This window comes from Photobacterium jeanii (genome assembly GCF_001650345.1).
GTDB lineage: Bacteria > Pseudomonadota > Gammaproteobacteria > Enterobacterales > Vibrionaceae > Photobacterium > Photobacterium jeanii.
The window spans coordinates 355,083-381,176 of sequence record NZ_LVHF01000012.1 but is presented as its reverse complement, the minus strand read 5'-3'; the positions used below and the strand labels follow the sequence as shown (position 1 = coordinate 381,176).

Below are 26,094 nucleotides of genomic sequence, written 5' to 3'. Positions count from 1 at the left end.
CCTGTTTACAACGACTATGTCCCACATTTATTGGGTAAAGTCGTAAATATACTGACAAGCTTATAGCTTTAAAGCGTCAGAGTGTAGAAGCAATGGCTATAAATCACTTAATGATCATACTTTTAGCATCGATTCGCTTTTTTCAACTTCTTCAACGCTTTTAGTTGTTTATTAATGCGTTTCTTACCGTTCTTACTTGCCATCACGTATTTTTTCTTTAAGTCACTTTGCTTATTCTTAATGCCGTAACACGATAGGTACTGAAAATCATTGATATAGCCATCAACACTTTTGGCTATCGTCGTCATTGGTAATAGTGTAAATAGCAATATCACCATATTTAGTTTCATGAACATATCCCTTGCAGTTATTCGCTTCCTGAGTATTACCGTTCAAGATATGGGTTTGGTAATCAAGTACAAAAGAGTAGAGCTGCGAGTTTACAAGAGAACTAATGTAATTGATGAAGAGAGCACTCAAACAGAACGAGTGTTTAATCTCGTAAGTTTTTAAATAACAGAAGTGTTACGGCGTCACCTTTTGGGTTTGAGGTTTGTTTGAAAGGCTTTTTGCTCTTCTATAGCTACAGAGAAATGAGATGGATTAAGAAGGGAAGGTTCACAATAAGGTAGCGGCAAGTATAAATCAGAGAGGAAACCGCTACCTTACGAAATTATGCTTTTTTCAGATCTTGAGCTGGGTAAGTCAGCGTTTTATCGCCAGCTTTAACATGAACATAGTAACCGCCACCGCTTAGGCCAGTTACAATCATCACACCTAGATCTACACCTTTAGTTGCAACAACTTTATCTTCAATAGCAAATGTGTTCATTTCAATACCTTACAAAGAATCCATGACATTGGATGAGCGCATTTAACCAAAAACTAAGCTTACCACCTAATCGATTTACTCATGAGTATGATGAAATAAATTTATCAGCTTAGTTTCATAAATTAGTGACTTAACCTGAACAATGGGTAAAAGGCGAATTCTGCTTATTGATAGGCGTGTACAATAGAACTGTTTGGTTATTGAGCAACCTTGTTCGTTCTTGTTCAGCATGTGCGATTATCTCTTTGTGAGATTAGACTGACTTTCACATATGCTGCTACTTACAGTATTAATTATATTTATTCGATATAGATATCTACATACTTAATAAATTTATAGCCAGCAATAACAATTTTTATTAGCAACGCTAAAGCATAAATAAAAGGAATTTAAGATGATTAGTAAGAAGCGAGGTAAACTTAGCTGGATAATCCGTATATTATGGGGGTTAATTTTACTTTTAAGTATTGCTGTTAGTTATCTATATTTAACTGGAATGGAAGCAAAAGATAACCTGACGCTAAATAACCCACCTCCGGGTAAATTAATTAACATGGGTGGCTACCGAATGCACCTTAATTGCACAGGAAAAGGATCACCAACCGTTATCTTAGAAGCGGGCGCGGGCGACTTTTCTCTTTCATGGGCAAAGGTTCAACCTGCGATAAGTCATTCCACAAAAGTCTGTTCTTATGATCGTGCTGGCTTTGGTTGGAGTGAATCAGATAGTACAGGTGAAAAAAGCAACATAATGGCAGTTAAAGCATTGAATCAATTGCTTGATAAAGCAAAAATTGACGGGCCATTAGTGTTAGTTGGACATTCGCTTGGAGGTGTTAATACACGTTTATTTGCGAAAATGTACCCAGCGAAAGTGAAGGGATTGGTGCTAATTGATCCATTATATGAACATCAATCCCAATCCGTTGAAGCTATTTTCCAGCAGTCTAGAGAGCATCTAGTTGGCGAATATCAGACTATTTCAGTACTGCAATCCATTGGTTTATTAGCACTGTCACCAGAAGAGATCCCTGATCAAGGGTTACCAGAAAAAGCACTTTGGCAATATAGAGCAATACTGGCGACTAAACCTCATCTTAAAAACATGATCGCTGAAATAAACACGCTATCGGAAAGCTTACAGCAGGTTAAAGATAAAAATATTAGCTCTTTGGGTAACTTACCTTTAATTTTATTAAGTGCAAAACATGAAGATGTTAGTTTTCTTTCAGCAGAGCAAAACCATGAATTAGCAACAGCATGGGATAAAATGCAGAAAGAGCAAGCATTGCTATCTACAAATAGCCAGCATATTAGAGTCAGCAACTCTGGACACTATATTCAGCTTGAACATCCTCAGATTGTGGTTGACGCTATAACTCACATGTTAAATAACACCTAATTATTAAAATAATATAAATTCAATTCACTGTTCAGCAATGTGACATAAACAGCAAGTTTATCGTTATAAGGGATTAAAAAATGGAAATCGCATCAGGTTTAATTAAACTTCGTCAAGGGTTTGATAGCAACGTTGAATATTGGCAGCAAACTATGTCAACGCGTATCGATGAAGTTATGCAGTCATTACAAGCAGAAGGCGTGCAAATTGAATCTTGGTTTAAGGTAAAGATTGAAGGTGACGACTATCTCATCTGGTATATGCGTGCAGAATCTATTGAAAGAGCTGTAGAAGTGTTTCAGCAGTCGAGTAAAGATATCGACAAATTCCATTTTGAAGTGCTGTCTCAAATTACAGCACCGGATGGCTTTATTAATGCTGAACCTTTGTTAGATTTCCATCATTAAGGTGCTTGGGTTGCTTGTTCTGCAAAGCTGGCTAATGCTTTTTTCACCTTGCCAATAACAGCGTCACAGCCTTTAATTTTGTGGCGCTTTGCCAAATATTCAGGGTCATTGTAAGTCAGCCAAACAGTATTGGAGTTGTCTTGGCTGACTAAGGCTTTTTGTGGCAAATCGATTGCGATACTTTGCTGACAGGTCATTAGCTTTGAGCCAACTTTAGGATTACCAAAAATAATCAACTGAGTCGGTGGAAGTGAAACGCCAATTTTAGAGGCGCTCTCTGAGTGCCTGACGCGAGAAAACACTGTCATGCCACTTTGTACGATAACTTGCTCGAACTGATTTGCTGTTGTCTCAACATCAAAATGACTTTTGACCCGGACAAGACCGTCTTGTGCCAAAGTTGAAGTGGTAGTAAGTGCAGCAGCACAAATAAATCCAAACAAATAGCGCTTCATGGCTTCACCTTTAGCACGTAACAGTTGTTCAAGTTGATAGCTTTAAAGCCTAGTTACGGTTATACGGATTTACAAATTAAGGATATGTTTATGTGGTTAAGAGAGGTAACACTTGAATCAAAGCAGGTGAAGTTGATCCCATTGGAAATGGCGCATGCTGAGCATCTCGTTACTGCCGCGAGTGACGGAAACTTATGGGAACTATGGTTCACTTCAGTGCCCAATAAACACACCATTCATGATTACATAGCCAAAGCCTTGAAAGAAAAAGAGCAGGGCACGTCGCTACCATTTGTGGTCATCAATAAAAACACCAACCAAATTATTGGTAGCACACGCTTTTGTAACGCAGATTTACTCAATCATCGAGTTGAAATTGGGTATACCTGGTATGCCAAGGCTTATCAGAGAACCAGCATTAACACCGAGTGTAAAAAGCTGCTTTTAACCTACGCATTTGAAGAGCTTTTTGCCATTGCTGTAGAGTTCTGCACTCATTGGCACAACTACGCTTCAAGGGCCGCCATTTCGCGGTTAGGTGCTAAGCAAGATGGTGTACTTCGTAATCACAAAATAATGTCTGATGGCTCATACCGAGATACCGTTGTCTTCTCAATCATCAATTCAGAGTGGCCAGCAGTAAAAATGAACTTAGAACATAAATTAAAGCCACGTCATTAGTAATAACAAACACATGGACAAAAAGTGGAAATGCAAAAGATCAACGTTGTTGGCACAAGTGGAAGCGGGAAGTCGACCTTTAGCCAAAAGCTCGCAAAAACATTAAATTATCCGTACTTAGAAATGGATGCGATTTACTGGCAACCCAATTGGCAGGAGTCTTCTGATGAAGAGTTCATGGCTGCGCTAAATAGTGAACTAGCTCAACCGAATTGGGTACTTGATGGTAACTATAACCGTACCATTTCGGTAAAATGGGCTGAGGTTGATACCGTGATTTGGATAGATTATTCGTTTCCACGCACAGTATTTCAAGCCGTAAAACGAGCGATAAAGCGGAGTCTGTCAGGCACAGAGTTGTGGGCAGGAACCGGCAATATTGAGACATTTCAGAAATGCTTTTTTAGTCGCGATTCTATTATTTTGTGGACACTTTCGACCTTCAAAAGTAACCGAAAACGTTATCAAGCAATGTTTGCCGATCCTCAATACCAGCACATCAACTTTATACGCTTAACGAGCCCGAAAAAAGCACAAGGCTTTATCAATCAACATATTCAGCAGCAGCAACAAACTGCGTGACGCCGTAACCAAATGGAGCAATAGTGAAAGTTGAATTAGCAGTTTCGCCTTCAAGCGAAGACTTAAAAGTAATTAGCGATGGCATCGCTGCATTTAACGAAAAATACCTACCAAATGATGGGGAGTTTGACTCAGGTTTTCGCTTTGGGCTATTTGTGAAAAATGACAACGGTGAAATCGTCGGGGGGCTCCAAGCCAGTGTTATTTGGAGTTACTGTGTACTCGAGCTGTTATGGCTATCTGAAGAAACACGCGGCACAGGTATTGGTACAGAGCTAATGGGGCAGCTTGAAGCTTTCGCCAAAGAAAAGGGGCTGCAACAAATTCGTACCGAGACCCTCGATTTTCAAGCTAAGCCATTCTACGAGAAGTTAGGGTTTCGCGTATATGGCGTTATCGAAGGTTCACCCGAAAACCATACAACTTACTTTTTGGTGAAAGATATTTAGTTACTGCAAATCAAACAGGTAAAGCCTCTTACTTACCGAAGAGGCTTCAGTTCCCAGTTCCGCATTCCATCTCACGCGTTACGAGCAAGAACCACAGCAAAAACTCTCACCATGCTTTCCTTTTTTCTTTGTATCAGACTGATTTTCTTGTGATTCTTTAGCCGTTGAAACCTGCTCAGCAACTTTCACGTTTTGATCTTTATCTTCTTTTTTGAAAATCTTTTTAAGAGAGAATGTCATATCTAGACCTTTACTTTGGTTAATGTGCATTTTTAATGCATGTTATTATTCCAGAGTGTTTTGGTCAACTACTAAATAATGACGCATAGGTTGTACGGTATCACGTGGACGCTTCGCTTATGTGGAATATGCCGTTAGAGAGACGTAAAACGCTGTGGTTTGATATCAAATCAAAACTGTAAATGCCATAGGTGACTCTAATCTAACACTGCTGTAATATTGGATATTACCTTGATGTTTAATATTGTTTAAGGTTGTATGCAAGAATTACGGTTATGTATTTGCATCAATATTTGAGATAAAAGCTAATGGAAAAATCGCTACTGATCCTTTTAATGTCTGTTGTTTTAGCTGGGTGTGGAACTCTAGATAATAAGACAATATTAATTGACGCTGGAGATTCAAAAGAGAAGGTAATAGATATTTTAGGGCCTCCTTATGATCGACAATTTGAACAACAAAAAGAAGCGTGGCAATACTGTGTTTCTGGAGCTGGTTTTGGATATAACGATCATAAAATAATTTGGTTTACGAATAAAAAAGTTACAGGCATTACAAGCTATAGAACAACACGTAGTGGATGCACTGGTGCTCTGAAAACAATCAAATGGGAAGATGCACCTGATTACACCATTGAAATTCGTCAAAGGTGATATTTTCAGTCCTTAAGAGGAAGCTCATGTAATATGGGCTTTTCATATTAAAGGCGAGGGAAGTTAGATTCTTTTCTTGGCTGCCATACGATACACTTTCTTTTTCTCCTTCGTTACCGTGTCACACATTGGTTGTTTCAAGCGACGACCGCCACGAAACGGCAATGGCGTGACAATATTGGATCTCACGGGTACATAATCTAATTCGTACATACGTTTAAGCCAGTGATATTCATCAAACCGTAACGCCATAGAATCCAGCTCTTTGGGGCTGAATCGGCGTCCTTCGGGAGTGACAATCACACAGTGTTCCTCGTCAATACGAAATCCACGCCAGCGGGTATCATCGGGCAAATAGCCACAGACACGGATTAAAACAATTTCTCAGCCATTGGATTAACGTCCATCCAGCCAGATAGCCAACGTTTGACCGTGATAGGACGAACATGAAACCACGCCGCACCTTGATTGTTATCTTCAAAACAGTGCCAAAACAGTTTACGAATGACTCATGTTTTCTATTGATTTGGTTGTGTCGATAGGTAAATCCGATTCCAGTTAACATTTGGATGTGAACAAAGGATGTATAAACTTATCAAACGCAAACAAAGTAGCCGCAGCAAAACACTGCTAAAGCCACAAGAAAATGATATAAACGAATGTTTCCAAAGGAATTTTGTATTTGAAAATCAGAGGTTTCGGCATAAACGCAAAAGCCATTCAGCTATGTTAAAAAAAATACCCTTTAGTGCGTATAATATATATTATGTTAAATAGGGTGTATGGAGGCGTATATCCGTATGTCTATTTGCTAGCTATCCTCCCTTTTCTTGCTGATTACGATGAAAACATGGCAATTTAACCGTATTGCGTATTTACCATAAAATAGGTAATAAACACCTATTTTTAAGCGCTGCTGCAAATGTTCAGTTTGCCTGGTGCTTCAATATATGTGTTTATTACAGCACAGCTAACAAAGTTAACTGTGCTGGCAATTCAAGTTGAGTTCTTAGATTAACTTGGAACGACATTTGTCTCTGGTAATGTTGAGCCGCCATCGAAAACAATTTCTCTGCCGGTTATATTGCTAGCTTCATCAGACAACAAAAATACAACGGCGCTTGCTGCTTCTTCTGGTTTACCCATTCGACCTTATCATGCCCGGACAAACCATATTGACGCGAATGCCTTTCGTCACAAATTCCATGCTTATGGATTTAGTCATTCCCCAAACGGCAGCTTTTGTTGCGGCGTAACCAATCTAACCAAGATCAGCAACCATTGTCCCAGTTACACTTGAAAAATTAACTATGCTACCTTTGTCGTTTTAAGCCAACGAAATTACGCAGATAAAAAAGAGCTGCTATGAAGCTGCTCTTTCTATATGTGGGTATTTCTGTCAGTTTAAGATTGATATTTAAGTAATGTTGCTTCTAATTCGCTGGCTTGAATCGGTTTAGCGATAAAGTCATTCATGCCGGCTTCTTCACACATCACTTTGTCTGAATACATGGCATTGGCCGTTAGCGCGACAATTGGGACTTGGTGTCCACGCGACCTTAACTCTTGTGTCGCTTGTAAGCCATCGAGTACAGGCATTGAGATATCCATCAAGATCAGGTCGTAAGCTGCTGGTTTATTTTCAAACTCAGCAATGGCTTCTTCACCATTATTGGTAATGCTGACTTTGTGGCCTCGTTTTTCCAGCATTAACTTCGCAACTAATTGATTGGTATGGCTATCTTCGGCTAATAAGATATTTAATGCCCGATCGTTTGTCTGTTTAGAATCAGCTTGTTCACAATTAGCTTCAATCTCACAGCATGAGTACGGTAAATGTAAAGTGAAACAACTGCCCTTGCCCAGCTCACTTTGTAGCGTAATGTTGCCGTTCATTTTGTTGATCAAGTGCTGGCTGATCGCTAAACCTAACCCTGTACCGCCATAGCGACGTGTAATACTACAATCGGCTTGGCTAAACGGTGTGAACAAGTTTTTCTGAGCATCCTGAGCGATACCAATACCTGTATCGGTTACTGATACTCGTAATTGCCCATTTTCAACTTTGGCGTTGATGGTTACAGAACCTTCGTTAGTAAACTTAATGGCATTACCAATTAAGTTAAACATGATCTGAGCAATTCGGTTTTTATCACCTTCTATATACTCAGGCACTGACGGCTCTATAGTGGCGGTAAGTGTGATGTTTTTAGATAACGCTTGCTCTCGTAGCTGACTGATAACCAGATCTATGCAGTCATGAATGCGCATTCTTGAACAATACAGTTCAAAGTTACCGGACTCAATGCGCGACAAATCTAGGATGTCATTAATGATGGTTAACAATAGCTGTGCTGATTGATCCATCTGATTGAGCCAGGTTTGCTGTGTGTTATCCAGCCCTGAGTCCGCCAACATATCCATTAAACCCAGTACACCGTTGAGCGGCGTTCTGATCTCATGGCTCATCATCGCTAAGAATTCGGATTTAGCTTTGTTTGCCGATTCCGCTTGTTTACGTGCTTCGAGTAACTCAAACATTCGCTTTTTGCGATTGGTAATGTTCTTCGCGGTTCCTCGATAGCCCAACAACTTACCTTGTTTGCTAAAGAACGCGGTTCCACTGATGCTTATCCACAAGCCCCCTTCACTTTCTGGTAGCTGCCATTCCACATCTTCAAATGGTTTTTGCGTATTTAGCTTATCGAGAAGTTGTTGGCGTACCTCATCTTGCTCATCAAACATGTCCAGAATGCTGTCATCATCGACAATATGACCTGCAAGATCAGGCGCTGATATATACGTAAAGCATAAATCAGTATCGATTTCCCAGAACCAATCACCCACGGTATTTGCGAAATCCTTGAATCGTTGTTGGCTGTATGTCAGTTCTTGGGTTCTTGCTGCAACCAGCGATTGAAGGCGCTCTCTGTAATCGATATCAATGATGGCACGTTCAAGTAACGGTCGGAAACGGTCAAGTACTCGGCGACACTGTGGTGTGAATTGACCGTGCTCAGAATGCATGAAAAGCAATAGCGCATCACCGGTACTGACTTTTACGCCCGTTAACAAAGCTGACTGACATAGGTTGAGTTGTTCTGACTCTCTAAACTTAAACTCTTCTACTCGAGACGGTGAAAAAAGCACAATGCTTTCACCGTTCATGCAACGGATAAAGGTACTAGAAACATCCCAAATACTAGATTGGAAAACTGGCGAGGTCGAGACTAACTCTTGTAGCGGAGAGGCTTCGTCTTCACGTGTAAGTACAATGGCATTTTCAAAACCTATGTACTTACGTAAAACGGATAGTAAGCTATTGAATACCTGGCGCTTATTGTTTGCGCCAGCCATAGCTGATATGCCTGCTAAAATCGCAGCGTTTTCATCTCGCAGCTGTTTTTCACGCTCATTGCTGCGTAATAAATCGATAAGTGTTTCTTGCAGTTTTTCTGATTCAAAACGTGGCATTACTAATCCCTGTGAAATAATACGGCTGAAATCATCAGGTTACCGTGGGCGTTCTCGCCGCCAGTAAATTGCCCTTGTTCACCAAAGGTAAAGGCACAAACAAACGGAGCTTCATGCATCGCTTTATTGATATATTTCGCTACATCATTCATCTTTTCTTGCACTTGAAGCATGCAACCAGCGCAGTAAATTGCGATGCCACCAATAGGATCCATTTCCTTGCTACTGCCGATCTCATTGGCTGACTCAATGACGCGTCCAGCTCGACTCACCAATCTCTCTTCAGTTCCTTCCATGAAGTACAGCTTTTCACCTTGTTCCACTGTTGCAAATAACTCAATACCACCACGGTCAGTCACTTTACAAGGGTGCGACAGCTTAAAGTAAGGTAAATCATGTACTTGCCCCGCAACACGTCCAAGAGGATTTAAGCTGCTTTTTCTCATGATCTCAGATGAAGCCAAGCTCTTGCCTAACCAGTTAAAATAAATTTCGCTAGCAGGACGACCATTCAACTCTACGACTTCGCGTCCCTCAACTTTAGTGGCAAAAGCATATTTGCCTGTGCTGGCATAACCTGAGTGAAATGAAAAGCTCACCTCACAAGATGGGTAAAACACGCAAATGCCAACACCATTTTGAGTAGTTTGATGTTGATTGAATAACTTCCAATTGCCTTTTACGTAATCATCCGCAGCACTTCCGCCAATGATAGGTACAGGCACTGTCAGCTCATCTTCAATACCTTTTAGCACTTCCTCTTCTGCTCCTGGAGTAGCATGCAGCAAAATTAATGCCGGAAGTTCACCTGGGCGACCGCTATTTTCAATCGCTTGAAGTACCGCTTGGCGAGCCATGTCGTAAGGTGTTTGATTTGATGAAACAATCGCTGAACCATAAGCACCGTTGTAATCACACAACGCCCATAATGCGATGCCCTCGCCTCGCTTATAGCCTGCATCGGTCATAATGCCTTGACAGGAAGTACAGGCTAGAACTTGGCTCTCTGGGTATGCATCAGTAATACGAGCACGAACGATGTTTTCATCATAATGCTCAGACAAATACACCAACACCAATTTAGGGTTCGCAATTTTCATATCCAATTTGCGAATAGCATCCGATATTGCTTGATCGGACGAATGAAAGGCTGAGAAACTAGTTGCGATATCCATGTATTACTTTTTTTAGTATCTGTTGACTCAATGATAGACATTTTCCTGCTTATAATCAGCACTCTATCTAAGTTTTATTCAAAATACACTGAAAGATTATGTGCGACTGTCGTTATGGATGAAAACGATTGCGTGTAATAACGAATGCAAAGGTTAAGAATGACAAACAAAGTATTTTTAGTAACAGGTGGTGCCCGAGGGATCGGTAAAGGAATATGCCAGCAGCTCGCTGAATGTGACGCAATCGTCTTTGCGGTTGATGTTGATGAACAAGCGGGATTTAAATTAGTCGATGACAACCCTTTGATTCGCTTTCGTCAGGCTGATGTCACTCAGCAGAGTGAACTGATGTGTATTATCGACGAAATTGAAACTCAGTATGGTCGCCTAGACGGCTTAGTGAACAATGCCGCGATCTCCAACCCTTATAATGCACCTTTAGCGGAATTAGCACTCACCGATTGGCAACGTACTATTGATATAAACCTTACAGCACCATTAATGCTGACACAGTTAGCGTTACCATTACTAAAAGCAAGTAACGGTAGCGTTATTAACATTGCTTCCACTCGCGCCGCGCAAGCTGAAGCTAATACCGAGGCATACTGTGCATCGAAAGGTGGTTTGGTATCGCTATCAAAAGCATTGGCTGTCAGTTTAGGGCCAGAGGTAAGAGTAAACTGTATTTCTCCGGGCTGGATCCATACCAATGATGAAGAAGTGCTCCGTGAAATCGATCACCAACAGCATTTAACCGGCCGCGTGGGCACTGTAAAAGACATAGCAAACTTGAGTGCATTTCTATTAAGCACAGACGCTGGTTTTATCACTGGCGAGAATTTTACTGTCGATGGCGGAATGACGAAGAAGATGATTTACGCAGAGTAAAACAATCATTAGCACCTCTTCTAACAAAACGGTGGTATTGCATCAACAATACCGCCGTTTTTTCTAAATCAAGACAGTGATTTATTACTTCTTAACCACAAATGTAGCGTGAACAACCCCTTCACCTTGTGTCAGTTTTAGCGCCCATTCCATTTCATCATGCGTACATGCAGGAACAGAAAACTCACCTAACCAACCCGCTTCATTTTCAGAGAAGATGACAGGAATACTGCCCATGTACATTTTCACTCCCTCAACCACGGCTGAAGGCTTTACATTTGTGTTACCAATTTGTATTTGAAGTGGCGTATCACTTTTTAACTCTGTTGAAACAAATGCGATCGGCAAGTTGATATTTTGACCATTAACGGCACAACTTTTTGTTGATAATTGACATGTTAAAACTGTCTTGTTTTCTGGCGAGCCCTGCTTGTAGGTTATTGTTCTCCATACAAATGCTGTAATAAGCACCGCCATCAAGATGATAATTTGAGCAAGCCGGCCTTTGGTAAGTTTTTGTGCTGCCATTTATTTGTACATCCCGTGTTACATAGTTCAAAGTTTTCACATAAATGTTGCTTAACCGTAAACATAGTGTGGGCTTCGCCCTGTTAATCACCTGTTATCTAACGTATTATGCGAGATGAAAATGCCACTTTTACATAAAAATAGCAATTTGATTGTTAAATTGCTCAAAAAAGCAAGAAGACAAGAAATCAGCTACTGGGTGGCATTGCGACAACTTGTTGTTCGCACAAGGAAATAAAGAGTGTAGTTGAACAATAAATAGTGGAAGCATGCAACATGAGCCAAGTAAAGCAGCTTGAACAAAACTACAACTATACAGTCGTTCGTCAATTCACCTTAGCTACTATTCTCTGGGGTATTGTCGGAATGGCCGTTGGTGTATTGATTGCCGCTCAGCTAGTATGGCCGGCGCTTAACTTTGACCTACCTTGGTTGACATACAGCCGTTTGCGACCATTGCATACCAATGCAGTGATCTTCGCGTTCGGTACCAGTGCGCTTTTTGCTACGTCTTACTACGTAGTACAGCGGACTTGTCAGGCAAGACTATTCGGTGGGAAGTTAGCGGCGTTCACCTTCTGGGGATGGCAAGCTATTATCCTTTCTGCGGCAATCTCACTGCCGTTAGGTTGGACTTCAGGTAAGGAATACGCAGAACTGGAATGGCCGATTGATATCGCGATTGCAGTTGTATGGGTTTCTTACGCCATTGTCTTTTTCGGTACCATGATAAAACGTAACACGTCTCATATTTATGTTGCGAACTGGTTTTTCGGTGCCTTCATTCTTACGGTAGCAGTACTACACATTGTAAATAGCGTTGCCATCCCTGTATCCATGACTAAGTCCTACTCTGCTTATTCTGGTGCGGTCGATGCAATGATTCAATGGTGGTATGGTCACAATGCAGTAGGTTTCCTACTTACCGCTGGTTTCTTGGGTATGATGTATTACTTTGTACCTAAGCAGGCTGGTCGTCCAGTTTACTCATACCGTCTTTCTATCGTCCACTTCTGGGCTTTAGTTTCTCTTTATATCTGGGCTGGCCCTCACCACCTTCACTACACAGCACTGCCTGACTGGACTCAGTCTTTAGGTATGGTGATGTCTCTGATCCTATTTGCTCCATCTTGGGGTGGTATGATCAACGGTATCATGACGCTGTCTGGAGCATGGCACAAACTACGCTACGACCCTATCCTTCGCTTCCTCGTCGTCTCATTGTCTTTCTACGGTATGTCTACCTTCGAAGGTCCTATGATGTCGATCAAGACTGTAAACGCCCTTTCTCACTACACGGATTGGACTATCGGTCACGTTCACTCAGGTGCGCTTGGTTGGGTTGCAATGGTATCTATTGGTGCGGTTTACCACTTGATTCCGAAACTGTTTGGTCAAGAACGCATGTACTCAATTAAATTGATTAACGTGCACTTCTGGCTAGCAACTATCGGTACAGTGCTTTACATCGTAGCAATGTGGATCTCAGGCGTAATGCAAGGTCTGATGTGGCGTGCGGTTAACACCGACGGTACTTTGACTTACAGCTTTGTAGAATCACTACAAGCATCTTACCCATTCTACTTTGTTCGCTTCGTAGGTGGCTTCATCTTCCTAGCTGGTATGTTCCTAATGGCATACAACGCTTATAAGACGATTGCAGCACCTAAAGCAAGCCTCAAAGCCACTGAGCAACCAGCATAAGGAGTACGACACATGAGCAATCGTCATGAAATTGTAGAAAAAAATGTCGGCCTCCTAGCCATTCTGATCATTGTTGCGATCAGCTTCGGTGCGCTAGTTGAAATCACGCCGTTGTTATACCAAGACCAAACCACAGAGCCGGTTGAGAACCTACGTCCTTATACTGCGCTTGAGATGGAAGGTCGTGATATTTACATCCGCGAAGGCTGTAACGTTTGTCACAGTCAGATGATCCGTCCTTTCCGTTCTGAAACGGAACGTTACGGTCACTACTCTGTGGCTGGTGAAAGTGTTTGGGAACACCCATTCCTGTGGGGTTCAAAACGTACAGGTCCTGACCTAGCGCGTGTTGGCGGTCGTTATTCAGATGATTGGCACCGTGTTCACCTTCGTGATCCACGCGCTGTAGTACCTGAGTCAAATATGCCAGGCTTCCCTTGGTTAGAAGAAAACGTGCTTGACGGTAAGTTAACATCGAAGAAATTAGCGATCTTCCGCGACAACTTCGGCGTACCATATACTGAAGAGCAAGTTGCTAATGCAAGTGAGGAAGTTAAAGGCAAGACCGAGATGGATGCAATCATTGCTTACCTACAGTCTCTTGGTCACGCGATGAAATAAGGAGCGTTCTTATGGATATTGGAATCGTTCACACTATTTGGACCATCATTCTGTTTGTTAGCTTTATCGGCATTGTAGTTTGGGCATACAGCAAGCGCCAAAAAGCTCGATTCGATGAAGCCGCCAATTTGGTGTTCGCAGACGAAGATAATGATGCGGCGACGCGCGAGAAAGACAGGAGCTAGGAAGCATGACGACGTTTTGGAGTCTATGGATAACTATCATCACCATCGGAACCATGGTGGGTATTTCTGCCCTGCTTTACTGGTGTAGTAAAGATAAAATGGGCGTCGAAGAAGGTGAAGATATGGGGCACGAATACGATGGTATTCGTGAAATTAACAACCCGCTACCGAAATGGTGGTCCTACATGTTCTGGGGCACACTGATCTTCGGTGCAATTTACTTAGCACTTTACCCGGGTTTAGGTAACTTCAAAGGTTTCTTAGGTTGGACTAGTTCAGACCAAACCGTTCGTACCCTTGAAGAGTCACAACGCTCTGTTGCTCTTTCTCAGCAAGAGAAGAAGCTTAACCAATACGCAAAAGAGTTAAGTGACGCTGAAGCTCGCTTTGGTGAAACATTCCAAGCACTGGCTTACGACAGCACAGGTAAAACCTTGCTGCCTATTACCCAGATTGCTGAGAATGAAGAAGCCATCAAAGTCGGTCAACGCCTGTTCATTCAGAACTGTGCGCAGTGTCATGGCTCGGATGCCCGTGGTCAATCTGGTTACCCTAACCTAACGGATCATGCTTGGTTATACGGTGGCGAACCTGAAACCATTAAAACTACCATTATGGAAGGTCGTATTGGTGTAATGCCAGCTTGGATTGATTCACTGGGCAAAGATGGCGTGAAAGAAGTAACAAGTTACGTACTCTCAATGTCTGGCCGTAAAGTGAATGCTAAAGAAGCGGCGGCAGGTAAACAACGTTTCGTTGTTTGTGCTGCATGTCATGGTACGGATGGTAAAGGTAACCCTGCGTTTGGTGCACCGGATCTCACAGATAATGTTTGGCTGTACGGTGGCTCACGTCGTGCGGTTGAAGCTACTATCGTTCACGGTCGCCAAGGTGTAATGCCAGCATGGAAAGACGTACTAGGCGAAGAAAAAGTACAGCTAATTTCTGCCTACGTATGGAACCTAAGCGCTAAAGATAGCAAGTAATCCCCGCGATTCACTATCAGTTACAGTTAATCCAAAAATTAACAACGATAACTGAGACATAACGACTAGCCCCTGATACGCTCAGGGGCTCCTTTCCCAAGTCTTCAAAGGTAATTTAAGATGAAAAAACCTTGGTATAAGCAGTTCTGGCCTTGGTTCCTGATGGCGATCCCAGCAACATCGATCACCTATAGTTTGACCGCGGTCTACATCTTCTCTCAAAACAAAGTCGACCTGGTTGCTGAAGATTATTACAAGAAAGGTAAGGCAATTAACCTTGATCTCTCCCGCCTTAAAGTTGCCGATGCTCTTAAATTAAAAGCGAATGTGCAAGTTGAAGGAGACCAAGTCACTGTTAATTTGAATAAAGGTGAGCTAAAGCAACTTCCTAACTTGCGTGTCACTTTTACCCACCGTACTCTAGCTAATAAAGATTTTACTCAAATGGTTAGCCCAAGCTTAACGGGTATCTACCACTTCCAAGCGCCAGCAACGATTGAAGGCCCTTGGTTTGTAGAGCTAGAACCATTTGAAGGAGACTGGATGTTACATGGCCCTGTGGCGCTACCAACATCCGACCCGATTTCGTTGTACGGGCAGATCAAGGAATGACAAAAGATTGTTACCACTGTGGAGATCCGGTTCCTGCCGGTGAACATTTTCAAGTCGACATTCTGGGCGAAACACGCGACATGTGTTGCCCAGGGTGCCAAGCTGTGGCGGAAACCATTGTCCAAAGCGGCTTAACCTCTTATTACGAATACCGCACTGCACCTGCTGAAAAAGCCGATTTAGTCCCTCAACAGCTTCAATCACTCCTGCTTTATGATCACGAAGAAGTTCAACAAGAGTTTGTAAGAGTCAGTGATAGCAGCAAGGAAGTGACATTGTCACTTGATGGTGTATCTTGTGCAGCCTGCGCTTGGCTGATCGAGAAGCAACTTAAACGCGAAGCTGGTGTTATCTCTATTCGCGTCAATACCACCACGCACCGAGCGCTACTCGCGTGGGACCCAGAACAAGTTAAGCTAAGCCACCTTCTTAGCGTTATTCATCAGTTAGGTTATAAAGCCGCACCTTTTGAGGCTGATGCTCAAGAACAGCAGTACCACAACACCATGAAGCAATACCTCTATAAATTGGGGATTGCAGGGCTTGCAACTATGCAGGTTATGATGCTGGCTGTTGCGCTCTATTTTGAAGTGTTTGGTGATCTCGACACTGAGTTCCGCAGCTACTTACGCTGGGTCAGTTTGATTTTCGCCACTCCAGTCTTACTCTATTCCGCACTACCTTTTTATCTCAATGCGTGGCGTAACCTTAAAGCCATGACGCTAGGCATGGATGTCCCTGTTTCCATTGCCCTATTATTTGCTTATGTCGCCAGTTTTTACGCAACAGTAACAGAGAAAGGTGAAGTATTTTTTGAATCCATTTCCATGTTCACTTTCTTCCTATTATTAGGGCGTTTTTTGGAAATGCGTGCTCGCCGTCAAGCAGCTGCTGCCAGCGCAAACTTATTAAAGCTAGTACCAGCAATGGCAACACTCGAAGACGGATCTCAAGTGGCAGCCAAAACCTTAAAAATTGGTGACGTTGTCACTGTATTACCAGGGGAAAGTCTTCCTGCAGATGGTAAGGTTTTAGCCGGTGAAACCCATATCGATGAATCTATGTTAACTGGCGAACCTATGCCAGTGCCGCGAAGTACAAGCGATTTAGTCTATGCGGGTACTATTAATGGCGATGGCAACATTACTTTAGAAGTGACTCAAGATCGTCAAAATTCGTTAATTTCCAACATTGTACGCCTGCAAGACGAAGCTCAAATGTCAAAGCCCAAAGTTGCTGAGCTAGCTGATGTGGTTGCTCGTTACTTTGTCGCAGGAATCCTCATTATTGCAGCTGGAACTTGGTACTACTGGCATCAACAACAACCTGATGATGCTTTGTGGATCACACTTGCGGTATTAGTTGCTACTTGCCCATGCGCCCTGTCTCTCGCTACACCCACCGCCTTAACGTGTTCAACCTCAAGTTTGGGACGGTTAGGTATTTTGCTACGTCGCGGACATGTGTTGGAGACTCTGTGCAAAGTCAACCAGCTGGTTATTGATAAAACGGGTACCTTAACAGAAGGTAATATCCGTCTTGTTGAGACAAGGCTGTTTTCAGACATAAGCAAAGAACAAGCTTTACAGGTTGCAGCGGAACTAGAGCGATTTGCGAATCACCCTATCGCGAATGCTTTCAAGAACTACCGAGCTGATGTAAAAGCTTTTGATTCTGTCGAAAACACAATTGGGCAAGGATTAACAGGCACTATTGATGACAAAACTTGGCGTATTGGTCAGCTAGGTTTTGTTTTAACCTCCAATCCCAAAACTGAAGAGTTGCAACACAAACTAGATAACCAATATCAGGTATGGTTGTCTTGCAATGGTGAACTTATTGCAGCCTTTAAATTAGAGGACCCTATTCGCGATTCAAGCCAAGAGCTTGTTGAGCAATTTCACCGGGCAGGCATTCGCGTCACTATGTTGACTGGTGATAACTCAGCCAGCGCACAGCAGGTTGCCGATAAGCTTGGTATTGATAAGTTAGTTTCAGGCGTCACCCCCGAAGGAAAATTAGATTACCTTCGCAGCTTAGATCACCAAGATGTGGCATTAATGATTGGTGATGGTGTGAACGATGCGCCTGTGTTGGCTGGAGCTCACCTCTCTGTTGCGATGGGCGGTGGTACCGATATCGCCAAATCATCTGCGGATATGGTGTTGTTAGGTGATCAGCTGACGCGTATCTTGCAAGCGCGTAAACTGGCATTACGCACTAGAAAAATCATCCGCGAAAACCTGTCTTGGGCATTAGGTTATAACTTAGTGATCTTACCGCTGGCTGTTGCTGGCTTCGTTGCGCCTTATATTGCCGTCGTCGGCATGTCAGCGAGTTCGATCATTGTTGTATCAAATTCTTTAAGGTTATTAAAAGAAAATGGCTAGTCTTTACTTATTAATACCAATTGCGATCATCTTTGTGTGCATTGCTGTGGCCATCTTCTTATGGGCAGTGAAATCTGAACAATTTGAAGATCTTGAACGTCAGGGCTACGACATTCTATTTGATGAAAACGATGAAAATAGCAATCCGAAACAAGAAAATGCGTCAAAATCGCAACAGCCACCTGTAGATAAATCATGAACATAGATTTTTATGCGGCTTTTGTGATCGGCTTAATGGGCGCTGGTCATTGCTTAGGTATGTGTGGTGGTGTGGCAGCCGCTTTAACTATGGGTATGCCACAGCAACAACAAACCAATCGTTGGCACTATTTGGTAATGTACAACCTTGGTCGGTTACTGTCTTACGCTATCGCGGGCGGTATTATAGGTGGTGCATTTGCAGGCGTTGCCAGCCTTAGTGGTTCATCTTATGCACTAATTTCACTGCGCCTTTTTGCTGCGTTGATGATGATAGTGTTAGCCCTTTACCTTGGTCAATGGTGGCAAGGTCTGGTCAAACTAGAAAAAGCAGGTCAACACGTTTGGAAACATATCGCCCCGAAAGCTAACGCTTTTTTACCCCTTCGTTCTCCCTTCGCTGCCTTACCTTTTGGCATACTTTGGGGCTGGTTACCGTGCGGACTTGTTTACTCAACACTCAGTTGGGCGGCAGTTTCTGGTAGCGTGCTTGGTGGAAGTAGTATAATGTTCGCCTTTGGCTTAGGCACCCTGCCAGCCATGCTGTTTGTTGGCGGCCTTGCTGCTCAACTTAAACAATTGCTGAATAACCTGTACTTTAAACGAGCGAATGCCTTGCTGTTATTGGCCTATGGGATTCATACTGGTTATATTGCAATCAAACAAATTATGTAGGTTTTTAATACTCGTAATATTACTTCATAATATGTTAAAATATTGACCTACATCAAATTGGTTAGACAGGCTTATGATTTCAGACAAACTTACAACCAAACGTATCCAGTCAGGCGGATGTGCTATCCACTGTCAGGATTGTAGTATTAGTCAGTTGTGTATCCCATTCACTTTGAATGAGTCTGAATTAGATCAGCTCGATCAAATTATCGAGCGTAAAAAACCTATCCAGAAAGGCCAAGAGCTTTTCAAAGCTGGCGATGAACTAAAATCGCTATATGCTATTCGCTCAGGCACGATTAAAAGCTATACCATCACTGAACAAGGTGATGAGCAAATTACGGCTTTCCATCTTGCGGGTGACTTGGTTGGTTTCGACGCGATCAATGAAATGTTACACCCTAGCTTTGCTCAGTCACTTGAAACTTCAATGGTTTGTGAAATTCCATTTGAAATTCTTGATGACTTATCAGGCAAAATGCCTAAACTTCGTCAACAAATCATGCGTTTGATGAGTAACGAAATTAAAGGCGACCAAGAAATGATCCTTCTGCTTTCGAAGAAAAATGCAGAAGAACGTTTAGCGGCATTCTTGTACAACTTATCACTACGTTTCTCTCAGCGTGGCTTCTCACCTCGCGAGTTTCGTCTAACTATGACCCGTGGTGATATTGGTAACTACCTAGGCTTAACGGTTGAAACTATCAGTCGTCTATTGGGTCGTTTCCAGAAGTCAGAAATGCTTAGCGTAAAAGGTAAGTACATTACCATTCTTGACCATGAAGAATTAGCGCGACTAGCGGGTGTGAGTAAGAACAACAACCTCTAATCGGCTTTTGGTAAATTCCGTAAGCAATTGCTTAAAAAGGTGATACGTTTTTGAAGCGTATCACTTTTTTTATGCCTGAGATTTCAAATTTCCTATTATTTTGCCCTGTTTGGGTTAAAGTTAATGTATAGCATGACTAAAAAGTCGATGATTGCGTCTAATAAACTGGAGGAGTAAAAAGAGCACTGTTCCCTACTCTATAGTCTAAGGAGTGACTTAGAATTTGTGGGATACGCTAGACTTAATGCCAACAACTTAATGATGTAATGCTATAACTCTGTACTTTTGGTTAGTTTTGCCAACACAGTCATGAAGACAAATTGTGTAAGGGGGCAGTTATGACACAGTACAACAATATCCTCGTTGTCGCCGATCCGGCTCAAGACAACCAGCCTGCGCTATCTCGTGCCGTGCATCTTGCACAAGGCTCACCTGAAACAAAAATCACGCTGTTCTTAGCGATTTATGATTTTTCCTACGAAATGACTTCGATGCTATCCGCCGATGAACGAAACGCCATGCGAAAAGGTGTGGTTCAACAACGTGAAGAATGGTTGAAAGATATTATTCGCCCTCATGTTGAAAACGGCATTGATATCACGCTAACTGTTGTGTGGCATAACCGCCCTTATGAAGCGGCAATAGCTGAAGTATTTAGCAATCATCATGATCTCGTGATTAAAGCGACCCATGAGCATGACAAACTGGGCGCTATTATTTTCACGCCAACCGACTGGCATTTATTACGTAAGTGCCCATGCCCTGTTCTTATGGTGAAAGAACATAGCTGGCCTGATAACGGCAAGATTATCGCGAGTGTTAATTTAGCCGCTGATAGCGAAACTCATGACGCATTGAATGACCAAATCATTACTGAAGCAAAAAGCTTTGCGAAAAAGCTCAACGCAGAAGTAAATATCATTAATGCCTACCCTTCAACTCCGGTGAATATCACAATTGAACTACCAGAGTTTGATCCAGCCTCTTACACTGATGCTGTTCGAGGTCATCACCTCACATCAATGAAAGCACTTCGTCAAAAACACGGTATCCCAGAAGAACAAACCTGTGTTGTTGAAGGCTTACCTGAGGATGTCATCCCTCGTGTAGCTGAAGAGCTTGATGCGGAAATGGTTATTTTGGGAACAACAGGTCGAACTGGCCTCTCTGCGATATTCATTGGTAACACAGCAGAGCACACCATAGATAGCTTGAATTGTGACTTATTGGCGCTGAAACCTGAAGGCTACATCAGCCCACTGGCACCTAATATTGAAAGCTAAAAATCAGTAGTTATTACAATAAAAACGGAACCTTCGGGTTCCGTTTTATGTTTTCGCTATTTGAATTATTTCGCTACAGGCTTGACTGGCTTTACCGCGTTGGTGTTTTCAGCTTTCTTCTTATCACTAATCCCAGCAAGTGCTTTTACTGCTTTGGTAATGAACAACTCTGTATTTTTTTCTTCACAATAATCGCGACTCAAACCGCGACGATTCCATTCACTCGCAACAGCAAAGCGCGTATGGACTGAATTACGACCATGCACATACACATCACAGATTTCTTGGTTTGACATCTGCTGAGGCGTCGATGAAACCGTGCTACTACGTAAACCTAGAGCTTGAGTTTGTTTTGATGAACAACCTGAAACAGTAGCTGCAATTATGATCGCAACGAGCGCGGATAGTTTTAGTTGTTTGTGTTTAGCAATCGCCATAGTTCCCTGCTGTCTTGATGTGAGACTGGATATTGAATACGAAGAAAAGTATTTCATATCGCTAGCTATTTGAATTGAAAGTTATTCTACATGACATCCGCCATAATGCGAAAACAGACTGACAAATTTTGAATCAGGATACGCAGTAAAAATGCGAGTTTTATTCCAACCTAGTTTATATCAACTGTAATAAATAGCTGCTCAAGTGATTACCTCTTTGAGCTGGAGGTGCAGATACAAAAAGAGCGGCTTACTTGCCGCTCTTTGATCATTTAATCATTGTGCTAACTGCACCTTGATATTAAACGTTGGTTACATCAATGAATAATGACTCATCGATGTTGGTCGATGATACGGTTGCTTCAGAGAATGCGTACTCTGCGCGCTCACCTTCACGGTCTAACGGCAAGTTTACAAAATCAAACAGCTCTTTATCCGCAAGCTGACTTGGACTTACATTTTGAATTGACTTGAAGATGCTTTCTACGCGACCAGGTGTTTTCTTATCCCAATCAATCAGCATGGCTTTGATTGCTTGGCGCTGAAGGTTTTCTTGTGAACCACATAGGTTACAAGGGATGATTGGGAAATCTTTATGCTCTGCGTACTTGATCAGATCTTTTTCACGACAGTACGTTAGTGGACGAATTACCACGTTACGACCATCATCTGAACGTAGCTTAGGTGGCATCGCTTTCAAGCGAGAACCATGGAACATGTTCAGGAACATAGTCTCCACGATGTCATCCATGTGGTGACCCAATGCCAGTTTAGTTGCACCAATTTTCTCAGCGAATGAGTAAAGCGTACCACGACGTAAACGTGAACACAGACCACAAGTTGTTTTACCTTCTGGGATCTTCTCTTTAACTACAGAGTAAGTGTCTTTATCGACGATGTAGTAAGGAATGTTCAGAGTCTCAAAGTACTCAGGCAAAATGTGATCAGGGAAACCTGGTTGTTTCTGATCAAGGTTTACCGCTACCACATCAAATTTTACTGGCGCAGCTTTTTGCAGATTCAGTAGGATATCCAACATCGCAAATGAATCTTTACCGCCACTGATACAAGCCATTACAACATCGTTTTCTTCGATCATGTTGTAATCGATGATTGCGTTTCCAACATTCCTTCTCAGACGTTTCTGAAGTTTGTTGAATTCAAGTGTCTCTTTTCTATTATCATTTTGATTCATTGCGAGTTCTCACACTGCCGATAAATCGACTGTCGATTTCCTAATGGATTCTTTGTAGGGCGTGGATTATACGGATATTGCCCCAATAAAAAAAGCCGCTAACAGCGGCTTTCCTTATGGTTTGTGTTGGAATTAATTAAATAAACCAACAAAAAAGCGTTTAATGTAGTCCATCACCTTACTAAAGAAGCTACCTTCTTCTACCGTCTCTAGGGCAACTAACGGTGCTTCGCCAATGTCTTCACCATTAACTTGGTATATTACCTTACCAACTTCAGTGCCTTTACGTAGTGGTGCTTCAAGCGAGTGAGAAAGTTCAACTTGTGCTTTCAGTCCTTTCACTTCATTGCGTGACGCCGTAACATACGTATCTTGACCTACACCAAGGGCAATGCTGTCTTTCTCACCAAACCACACTTTCTCAGCAATGATCTCTTCCCCCTGCTTATGAGGAGAAACAGTATTGAAGAAGCGGAAGCCATAGTTTAATAGCTGTTTACTCTCGGCTTCGCGGCTCTTCGTACTACTTGACCCCATCACCACAGATATCAACCGCATATTATCTTGGGTGGCAGAGCTGGCTAAGCTGAAGCCTGCACCGCTGGTGTAACCGGTCTTCATCCCATCTACATTCAAACTACGATCACCCAATAACCCATTTCGATTTCGTTGGGTAATGTTGTTGTAGTTAAACGAGCGTTCGCTGTAAATCGAGTAAATGTCTGGCAAATCGTGGATCAGTGCCCGACCAAGTACTGCAATATCGTAAGGTGTTGAATAAAGGTTATCGGCATCTAAACCATGCGGATTCGAGAACGACGAATCCTTCATTCCTAACTTAGAGGCCCACGAGTTCATTAACCCGACAAATGCCCCTTCAGAACCGGCAACATGTTCCGCAATGGCCACACTCGCATCATTACCCGATTGGACAATCAAGCCGCGATACAAATCCATCATGCCGACTTCACTGCCAACTTCGATAAACATCTTTGATGAGTCTGGGAAATTTCGGGCCCAAGCGTTACGGCTGACGACCACCACATCATCAGCACTGATATTACCTTGTTTCATTTCACGACCTGCTACATAGCTGGTCATGAGTTTGGTTAAACTGGCTGGGTTAAGTTTTTCATGAGCATTACGCTCTACCAACACTTTACCTGTGTGGTAATCAATCAAAACATACCCTTTGGCTCCTAATACAGGAGGATCAGGAATAACTGTAGGCGCTGCCGAAGCAGAAAAAGAGAGAGAAAGCAGCACCGCGGCAGATAAGGAAAATCCTGATAGCGATGCGAAAACGCGAGGAACTGTATTCATCGTGCTATAAATCCATTCTTACACAGAGAAATCCAGTATATCGAAGAGAAAGATTAATGCCTGCCTCCCTCATCAACAATTACGATTGAGGTTAAATTCTGACAATTATTCACGATATTTTACATTCAATTAAGTGACCAACTTAAAGTTATGTAACTTGTGACATTGACGCATTTAGCGCCCCAATTAAATAGCATACTGCATAAATAGTTAAAATTTGAAAATCATGCACTTGTCGGTATGCTAAAGCGTAATAACTCTTTTAATATCAGGCTAAGTAAGGTCATGTCACCTCATGCTTAGCCCTACAATGCAAACTATTCAACAGGGAAAGATGATGTCTTGTTATCAACAACTTGAAAAGCACTTCAAAAAACTGTCTCGTTTTAATCATTTAGGTGCCATTTGTGGCTGGGATCAGGCTTCAATGATGCCTGAAGGTGGTAATGATGCACGTTCTGCTGCCCTTGCTGAACTCGCTGTATTTACTCACCAATTACTGACTGCACCTGAATTAGAGCAACAATTTTCTGAAGCAGAAAAAGAAGCGCTCACGCTTGATCAGCAAGCAAGCTTACGAGAAATGAAAAACCGTTGGCAACAAGCAACCGCCCTACCTGAATCACTTGTAGAAGCTCAGTCTAAAGCTGGTTCAACGTGTGAACATGCATGGCGTACACAACGTACTGAAAACAATTGGGATGACTTCAAAGCTAACCTTGAAAAAGTGGTTGAACTCTCGCGTCAAGAAGCTCAAATTCGCGCTGAAGCAACAGGACTAAGCCGCTATAACGCACTTGTTGATCTTTACGAACCGGGCATGACAACAGAACAACTAGATGTCATTTTTGATGATGTTAAATCTTGGCTGCCAGAGCTAATTCAAAAGATCCAAGCAAAACAACAGCAAGAACACGTTATTACGCCGCAAGGTCCATTTGCCGTAGACCAACAAAAAGCACTCAGCATTGAAATGATGAAGTTACTTGGCTTCGATTTTAACCACGGTCGTATTGATGTGAGTGTTCATCCATTCTGTGGCGGTGTACCAACAGATGTTCGCATGACCACGCGTTACGACGAAGCCGACTTCACGTCAGCACTAATGGGCGTGATTCATGAAACAGGCCATGCCCGTTACGAGCAAGGTTTGCCTAAAGCTTGGGCTGAGTTACCTGTCGGTGAAGCGCGCTCTATGGGTATTCACGAATCACAAAGCTTGCTATTTGAAATGCAGCTTTCGCGCAGCCCTGAATTTATCAATTTGTTGGCACCAACTGCCCAAGCGCTATTTGAGCGCCATGATGATCCTGCGTTATCCGCTGAAAACATCACTCAATACAACACACGTGTGAAGCCTGACTTTATCCGTGTCGATGCTGATGAGGTAACTTACCCTGCTCATATCATTCTGCGATACGAAATTGAGCGTGATCTCATTGAAGGAAAAATCGAAGTGGCTGACATTCCAACCCTCTGGAATGAAAAGATGACGCAATACTTAGGTGTGAACACTGAAGGTAATTACACCAACGGCTGTATGCAAGACATTCACTGGACTGACGGCAGCTTTGGTTATTTCCCAAGCTACACCCTCGGCGCGATGTATGCAGCACAATTTATGGCAAGCATCCGCAAAGAAATGGATGTTGAGCAGCTCATTCAAGATAACAACCTCACTCCAATCTTTGATTGGCTGGAAACTAACATTTGGTCCAAAGCATCAACACTCACAACGGATGAACTTGTTATTCAAGCGACAGGTGAACCGTTGAATCCGCGCTACTTCAAGGCACATTTAGAAGCGCGTTACCTTGGATAGGTTAAGTTAAAGCAATAAGAAAATGCCTTCTAAAAAGGCTATGATGTATGAGCCCTCCGTAAAAGAGG

At 42.5% G+C, this 26,094-nt stretch carries 29 protein-coding genes and 1 pseudogene; 18 read left to right on the top strand and 12 right to left on the bottom strand.

What is annotated here, in order from left to right; all coding sequences use genetic code 11:
- Positions 1 to 122 precede the first annotated feature (122 nt).
- A complete protein-coding gene (locus A3K86_RS03100) occupies positions 123 to 350 on the bottom strand; it encodes a hypothetical protein (RefSeq protein WP_068327531.1) in 228 nt (75 codons plus the stop codon).
- 323 nt (positions 351 to 673) lie between these two features.
- Positions 674 to 832, bottom strand: a complete 159-nt coding sequence (locus tag A3K86_RS22605) for a hypothetical protein (protein WP_107270191.1) — start codon at positions 830 to 832, stop codon at positions 674 to 676.
- Between the two features lie 394 nt (positions 833 to 1,226).
- Between A3K86_RS22605 and A3K86_RS03095 the strand changes: the two genes are divergently transcribed.
- Positions 1,227 to 2,234 carry an alpha/beta fold hydrolase gene (locus tag A3K86_RS03095; protein ID WP_068327528.1) on the top strand — a complete coding sequence of 336 codons (1,008 nt, stop codon included), beginning with the start codon at positions 1,227 to 1,229 and terminating at the stop codon, positions 2,232 to 2,234.
- An 80-nt stretch (positions 2,235 to 2,314) separates the two neighbouring features.
- Positions 2,315 to 2,641, top strand: coding sequence for a DUF6176 family protein (locus tag A3K86_RS03090; RefSeq protein WP_068327524.1), 327 nt, complete (start codon positions 2,315 to 2,317; stop codon positions 2,639 to 2,641).
- Here A3K86_RS03090 and A3K86_RS03085 read toward each other — a convergent pair.
- Positions 2,638 to 3,096 carry a DUF302 domain-containing protein gene (locus A3K86_RS03085; RefSeq protein WP_068327520.1) on the bottom strand — a complete coding sequence of 153 codons (459 nt, stop codon included), beginning with the start codon at positions 3,094 to 3,096 and terminating at the stop codon, positions 2,638 to 2,640. The two genes, A3K86_RS03090 and A3K86_RS03085, sit on opposite strands and share 4 nt — an antisense overlap.
- A gap of 90 nt (positions 3,097 to 3,186) precedes the next feature.
- Between A3K86_RS03085 and A3K86_RS03080 the strand changes: the two genes are divergently transcribed.
- From A3K86_RS03080 to A3K86_RS03070, 3 genes are read left to right on the top strand one after another with little or no spacing between them, the layout of a single operon-like run.
- Entirely contained in the window at positions 3,187 to 3,777 is a 591-nt protein-coding gene (locus tag A3K86_RS03080; RefSeq protein ID WP_068327517.1) for a GNAT family N-acetyltransferase, read from the top strand.
- Between the two features lie 30 nt (positions 3,778 to 3,807).
- Entirely contained in the window at positions 3,808 to 4,359 is a 552-nt protein-coding gene (locus A3K86_RS03075; RefSeq protein WP_198160399.1) for a P-loop NTPase family protein, read from the top strand.
- 23 nt (positions 4,360 to 4,382) lie between these two features.
- Positions 4,383 to 4,808 (top strand): GNAT family N-acetyltransferase, encoded by a 426-nt coding sequence (locus A3K86_RS03070; protein ID WP_068327512.1) that lies wholly within the window; start codon positions 4,383 to 4,385, stop codon positions 4,806 to 4,808.
- A 78-nt stretch (positions 4,809 to 4,886) separates the two neighbouring features.
- Here A3K86_RS03070 and A3K86_RS03065 read toward each other — a convergent pair whose 3' ends face one another.
- Positions 4,887 to 5,048: a CCGSCS motif protein gene (locus tag A3K86_RS03065; protein ID WP_162844295.1), complete on the bottom strand. Its 162-nt coding sequence runs from the start codon at positions 5,046 to 5,048 to the stop codon at positions 4,887 to 4,889.
- A 308-nt stretch (positions 5,049 to 5,356) separates the two neighbouring features.
- Between A3K86_RS03065 and A3K86_RS03060 the strand changes: the two genes are divergently transcribed.
- The gene (locus A3K86_RS03060) at positions 5,357 to 5,701 is read left to right on the top strand and encodes a hypothetical protein (protein ID WP_068327506.1); all 345 of its coding nucleotides are present in this window, start codon (positions 5,357 to 5,359) and stop codon (positions 5,699 to 5,701) included.
- A 63-nt stretch (positions 5,702 to 5,764) separates the two neighbouring features.
- Here A3K86_RS03060 and A3K86_RS23110 read toward each other — a convergent pair whose 3' ends face one another.
- The 4 genes and pseudogenes from A3K86_RS23110 to A3K86_RS03045 all read right to left on the bottom strand — a co-directional run bounded on the left by A3K86_RS23110 (position 5,765) and on the right by A3K86_RS03045 (position 10,350).
- Complete coding sequence (locus A3K86_RS23110) at positions 5,765 to 6,004, bottom strand: DUF3653 domain-containing protein (RefSeq protein ID WP_332310115.1); 240 nt, start codon at positions 6,002 to 6,004, stop codon at positions 5,765 to 5,767.
- A 711-nt stretch (positions 6,005 to 6,715) separates the two neighbouring features.
- A pseudogene (locus A3K86_RS22430) lies at positions 6,716 to 6,962 on the bottom strand (SDR family NAD(P)-dependent oxidoreductase).
- 143 nt (positions 6,963 to 7,105) lie between these two features.
- Positions 7,106 to 9,175 (bottom strand): PAS domain-containing hybrid sensor histidine kinase/response regulator, encoded by a 2,070-nt coding sequence (locus tag A3K86_RS03050; RefSeq protein ID WP_068327503.1) that lies wholly within the window; start codon positions 9,173 to 9,175, stop codon positions 7,106 to 7,108.
- Between the two features lie 2 nt (positions 9,176 to 9,177).
- Complete coding sequence (locus A3K86_RS03045) at positions 9,178 to 10,350, bottom strand: FIST signal transduction protein (protein WP_068327500.1); 1,173 nt, start codon at positions 10,348 to 10,350, stop codon at positions 9,178 to 9,180.
- 159 nt (positions 10,351 to 10,509) lie between these two features.
- Here A3K86_RS03045 and A3K86_RS03040 point away from each other — a divergent pair, with 159 nt between their 5' ends.
- Positions 10,510 to 11,238, top strand: coding sequence for an SDR family oxidoreductase (locus tag A3K86_RS03040; RefSeq protein WP_107270193.1), 729 nt, complete (start codon positions 10,510 to 10,512; stop codon positions 11,236 to 11,238).
- Positions 11,239 to 11,322: 84 nt separating this feature from the next.
- On the opposite strand, the gene A3K86_RS03035 is transcribed toward A3K86_RS03040, so the two are convergent.
- Complete coding sequence (locus tag A3K86_RS03035; RefSeq protein ID WP_068327494.1) at positions 11,323 to 11,766, bottom strand: hypothetical protein; 444 nt, start codon at positions 11,764 to 11,766, stop codon at positions 11,323 to 11,325.
- 276 nt (positions 11,767 to 12,042) lie between these two features.
- Here A3K86_RS03035 and ccoN point away from each other — a divergent pair, with 276 nt between their 5' ends.
- From ccoN to uspE, 10 genes are all read left to right on the top strand, one after another.
- On the top strand, positions 12,043 to 13,470 hold the full coding sequence (gene ccoN, locus A3K86_RS03030) for a cytochrome-c oxidase, cbb3-type subunit I (RefSeq protein WP_068327491.1): 1,428 nt from the start codon (positions 12,043 to 12,045) through the stop codon (positions 13,468 to 13,470).
- Positions 13,471 to 13,482: 12 nt separating this feature from the next.
- A complete protein-coding gene (gene ccoO, locus A3K86_RS03025; protein ID WP_068327487.1) occupies positions 13,483 to 14,091 on the top strand; it encodes a cytochrome-c oxidase, cbb3-type subunit II in 609 nt (202 codons plus the stop codon).
- Positions 14,092 to 14,102: 11 nt separating this feature from the next.
- Positions 14,103 to 14,276: a cbb3-type cytochrome oxidase subunit 3 gene (locus A3K86_RS03020; protein ID WP_068327484.1), complete on the top strand. Its 174-nt coding sequence runs from the start codon at positions 14,103 to 14,105 to the stop codon at positions 14,274 to 14,276.
- A gap of 5 nt (positions 14,277 to 14,281) precedes the next feature.
- The gene (ccoP, locus tag A3K86_RS03015; protein ID WP_068327481.1) at positions 14,282 to 15,262 is read left to right on the top strand and encodes a cytochrome-c oxidase, cbb3-type subunit III; all 981 of its coding nucleotides are present in this window, start codon (positions 14,282 to 14,284) and stop codon (positions 15,260 to 15,262) included.
- 120 nt (positions 15,263 to 15,382) lie between these two features.
- Positions 15,383 to 15,874, top strand: a complete 492-nt coding sequence (locus tag A3K86_RS03010) for a FixH family protein (protein ID WP_068327478.1) — start codon at positions 15,383 to 15,385, stop codon at positions 15,872 to 15,874.
- The gene (locus A3K86_RS03005; protein WP_068327474.1) at positions 15,871 to 18,264 is read left to right on the top strand and encodes a heavy metal translocating P-type ATPase; all 2,394 of its coding nucleotides are present in this window, start codon (positions 15,871 to 15,873) and stop codon (positions 18,262 to 18,264) included. The genes A3K86_RS03010 and A3K86_RS03005 overlap by 4 nt, the downstream gene beginning before the upstream one ends.
- A complete protein-coding gene (ccoS, locus tag A3K86_RS03000; RefSeq protein ID WP_068327471.1) occupies positions 18,257 to 18,463 on the top strand; it encodes a cbb3-type cytochrome oxidase assembly protein CcoS in 207 nt (68 codons plus the stop codon). Before A3K86_RS03005 ends, ccoS begins: the two co-directional genes overlap by 8 nt.
- Positions 18,460 to 19,137 (top strand): sulfite exporter TauE/SafE family protein, encoded by a 678-nt coding sequence (locus tag A3K86_RS02995; protein WP_068327468.1) that lies wholly within the window; start codon positions 18,460 to 18,462, stop codon positions 19,135 to 19,137. The genes ccoS and A3K86_RS02995 overlap by 4 nt, the downstream gene beginning before the upstream one ends.
- Before the next feature lie 73 nt (positions 19,138 to 19,210).
- Positions 19,211 to 19,966, top strand: coding sequence for an FNR family transcription factor (locus A3K86_RS02990; protein WP_068327464.1), 756 nt, complete (start codon positions 19,211 to 19,213; stop codon positions 19,964 to 19,966).
- Positions 19,967 to 20,304: 338 nt separating this feature from the next.
- The gene (gene uspE / locus A3K86_RS02985) at positions 20,305 to 21,249 is read left to right on the top strand and encodes a universal stress protein UspE (protein ID WP_068327461.1); all 945 of its coding nucleotides are present in this window, start codon (positions 20,305 to 20,307) and stop codon (positions 21,247 to 21,249) included.
- A 65-nt stretch (positions 21,250 to 21,314) separates the two neighbouring features.
- Here the strand turns inward: uspE and A3K86_RS02980 are convergent, their stop codons facing one another.
- The 3 genes from A3K86_RS02980 to A3K86_RS02970 all read right to left on the bottom strand — a co-directional run bounded on the left by A3K86_RS02980 (position 21,315) and on the right by A3K86_RS02970 (position 24,204).
- Complete coding sequence (locus tag A3K86_RS02980) at positions 21,315 to 21,686, bottom strand: hypothetical protein (protein ID WP_232321896.1); 372 nt, start codon at positions 21,684 to 21,686, stop codon at positions 21,315 to 21,317.
- 301 nt (positions 21,687 to 21,987) lie between these two features.
- Positions 21,988 to 22,881 (bottom strand): tRNA 2-thiocytidine(32) synthetase TtcA, encoded by an 894-nt coding sequence (ttcA, locus tag A3K86_RS02975; protein WP_068327456.1) that lies wholly within the window; start codon positions 22,879 to 22,881, stop codon positions 21,988 to 21,990.
- Between the two features lie 132 nt (positions 22,882 to 23,013).
- Complete coding sequence (locus tag A3K86_RS02970) at positions 23,014 to 24,204, bottom strand: D-alanyl-D-alanine carboxypeptidase family protein (RefSeq protein WP_068327453.1); 1,191 nt, start codon at positions 24,202 to 24,204, stop codon at positions 23,014 to 23,016.
- A gap of 337 nt (positions 24,205 to 24,541) precedes the next feature.
- On the opposite strand from A3K86_RS02970, the gene A3K86_RS02965 reads away from it, so the two are divergent.
- On the top strand, positions 24,542 to 26,026 hold the full coding sequence (locus tag A3K86_RS02965) for a carboxypeptidase M32 (protein WP_068327450.1): 1,485 nt from the start codon (positions 24,542 to 24,544) through the stop codon (positions 26,024 to 26,026).
- Positions 26,027 to 26,094 lie beyond the last annotated feature (68 nt).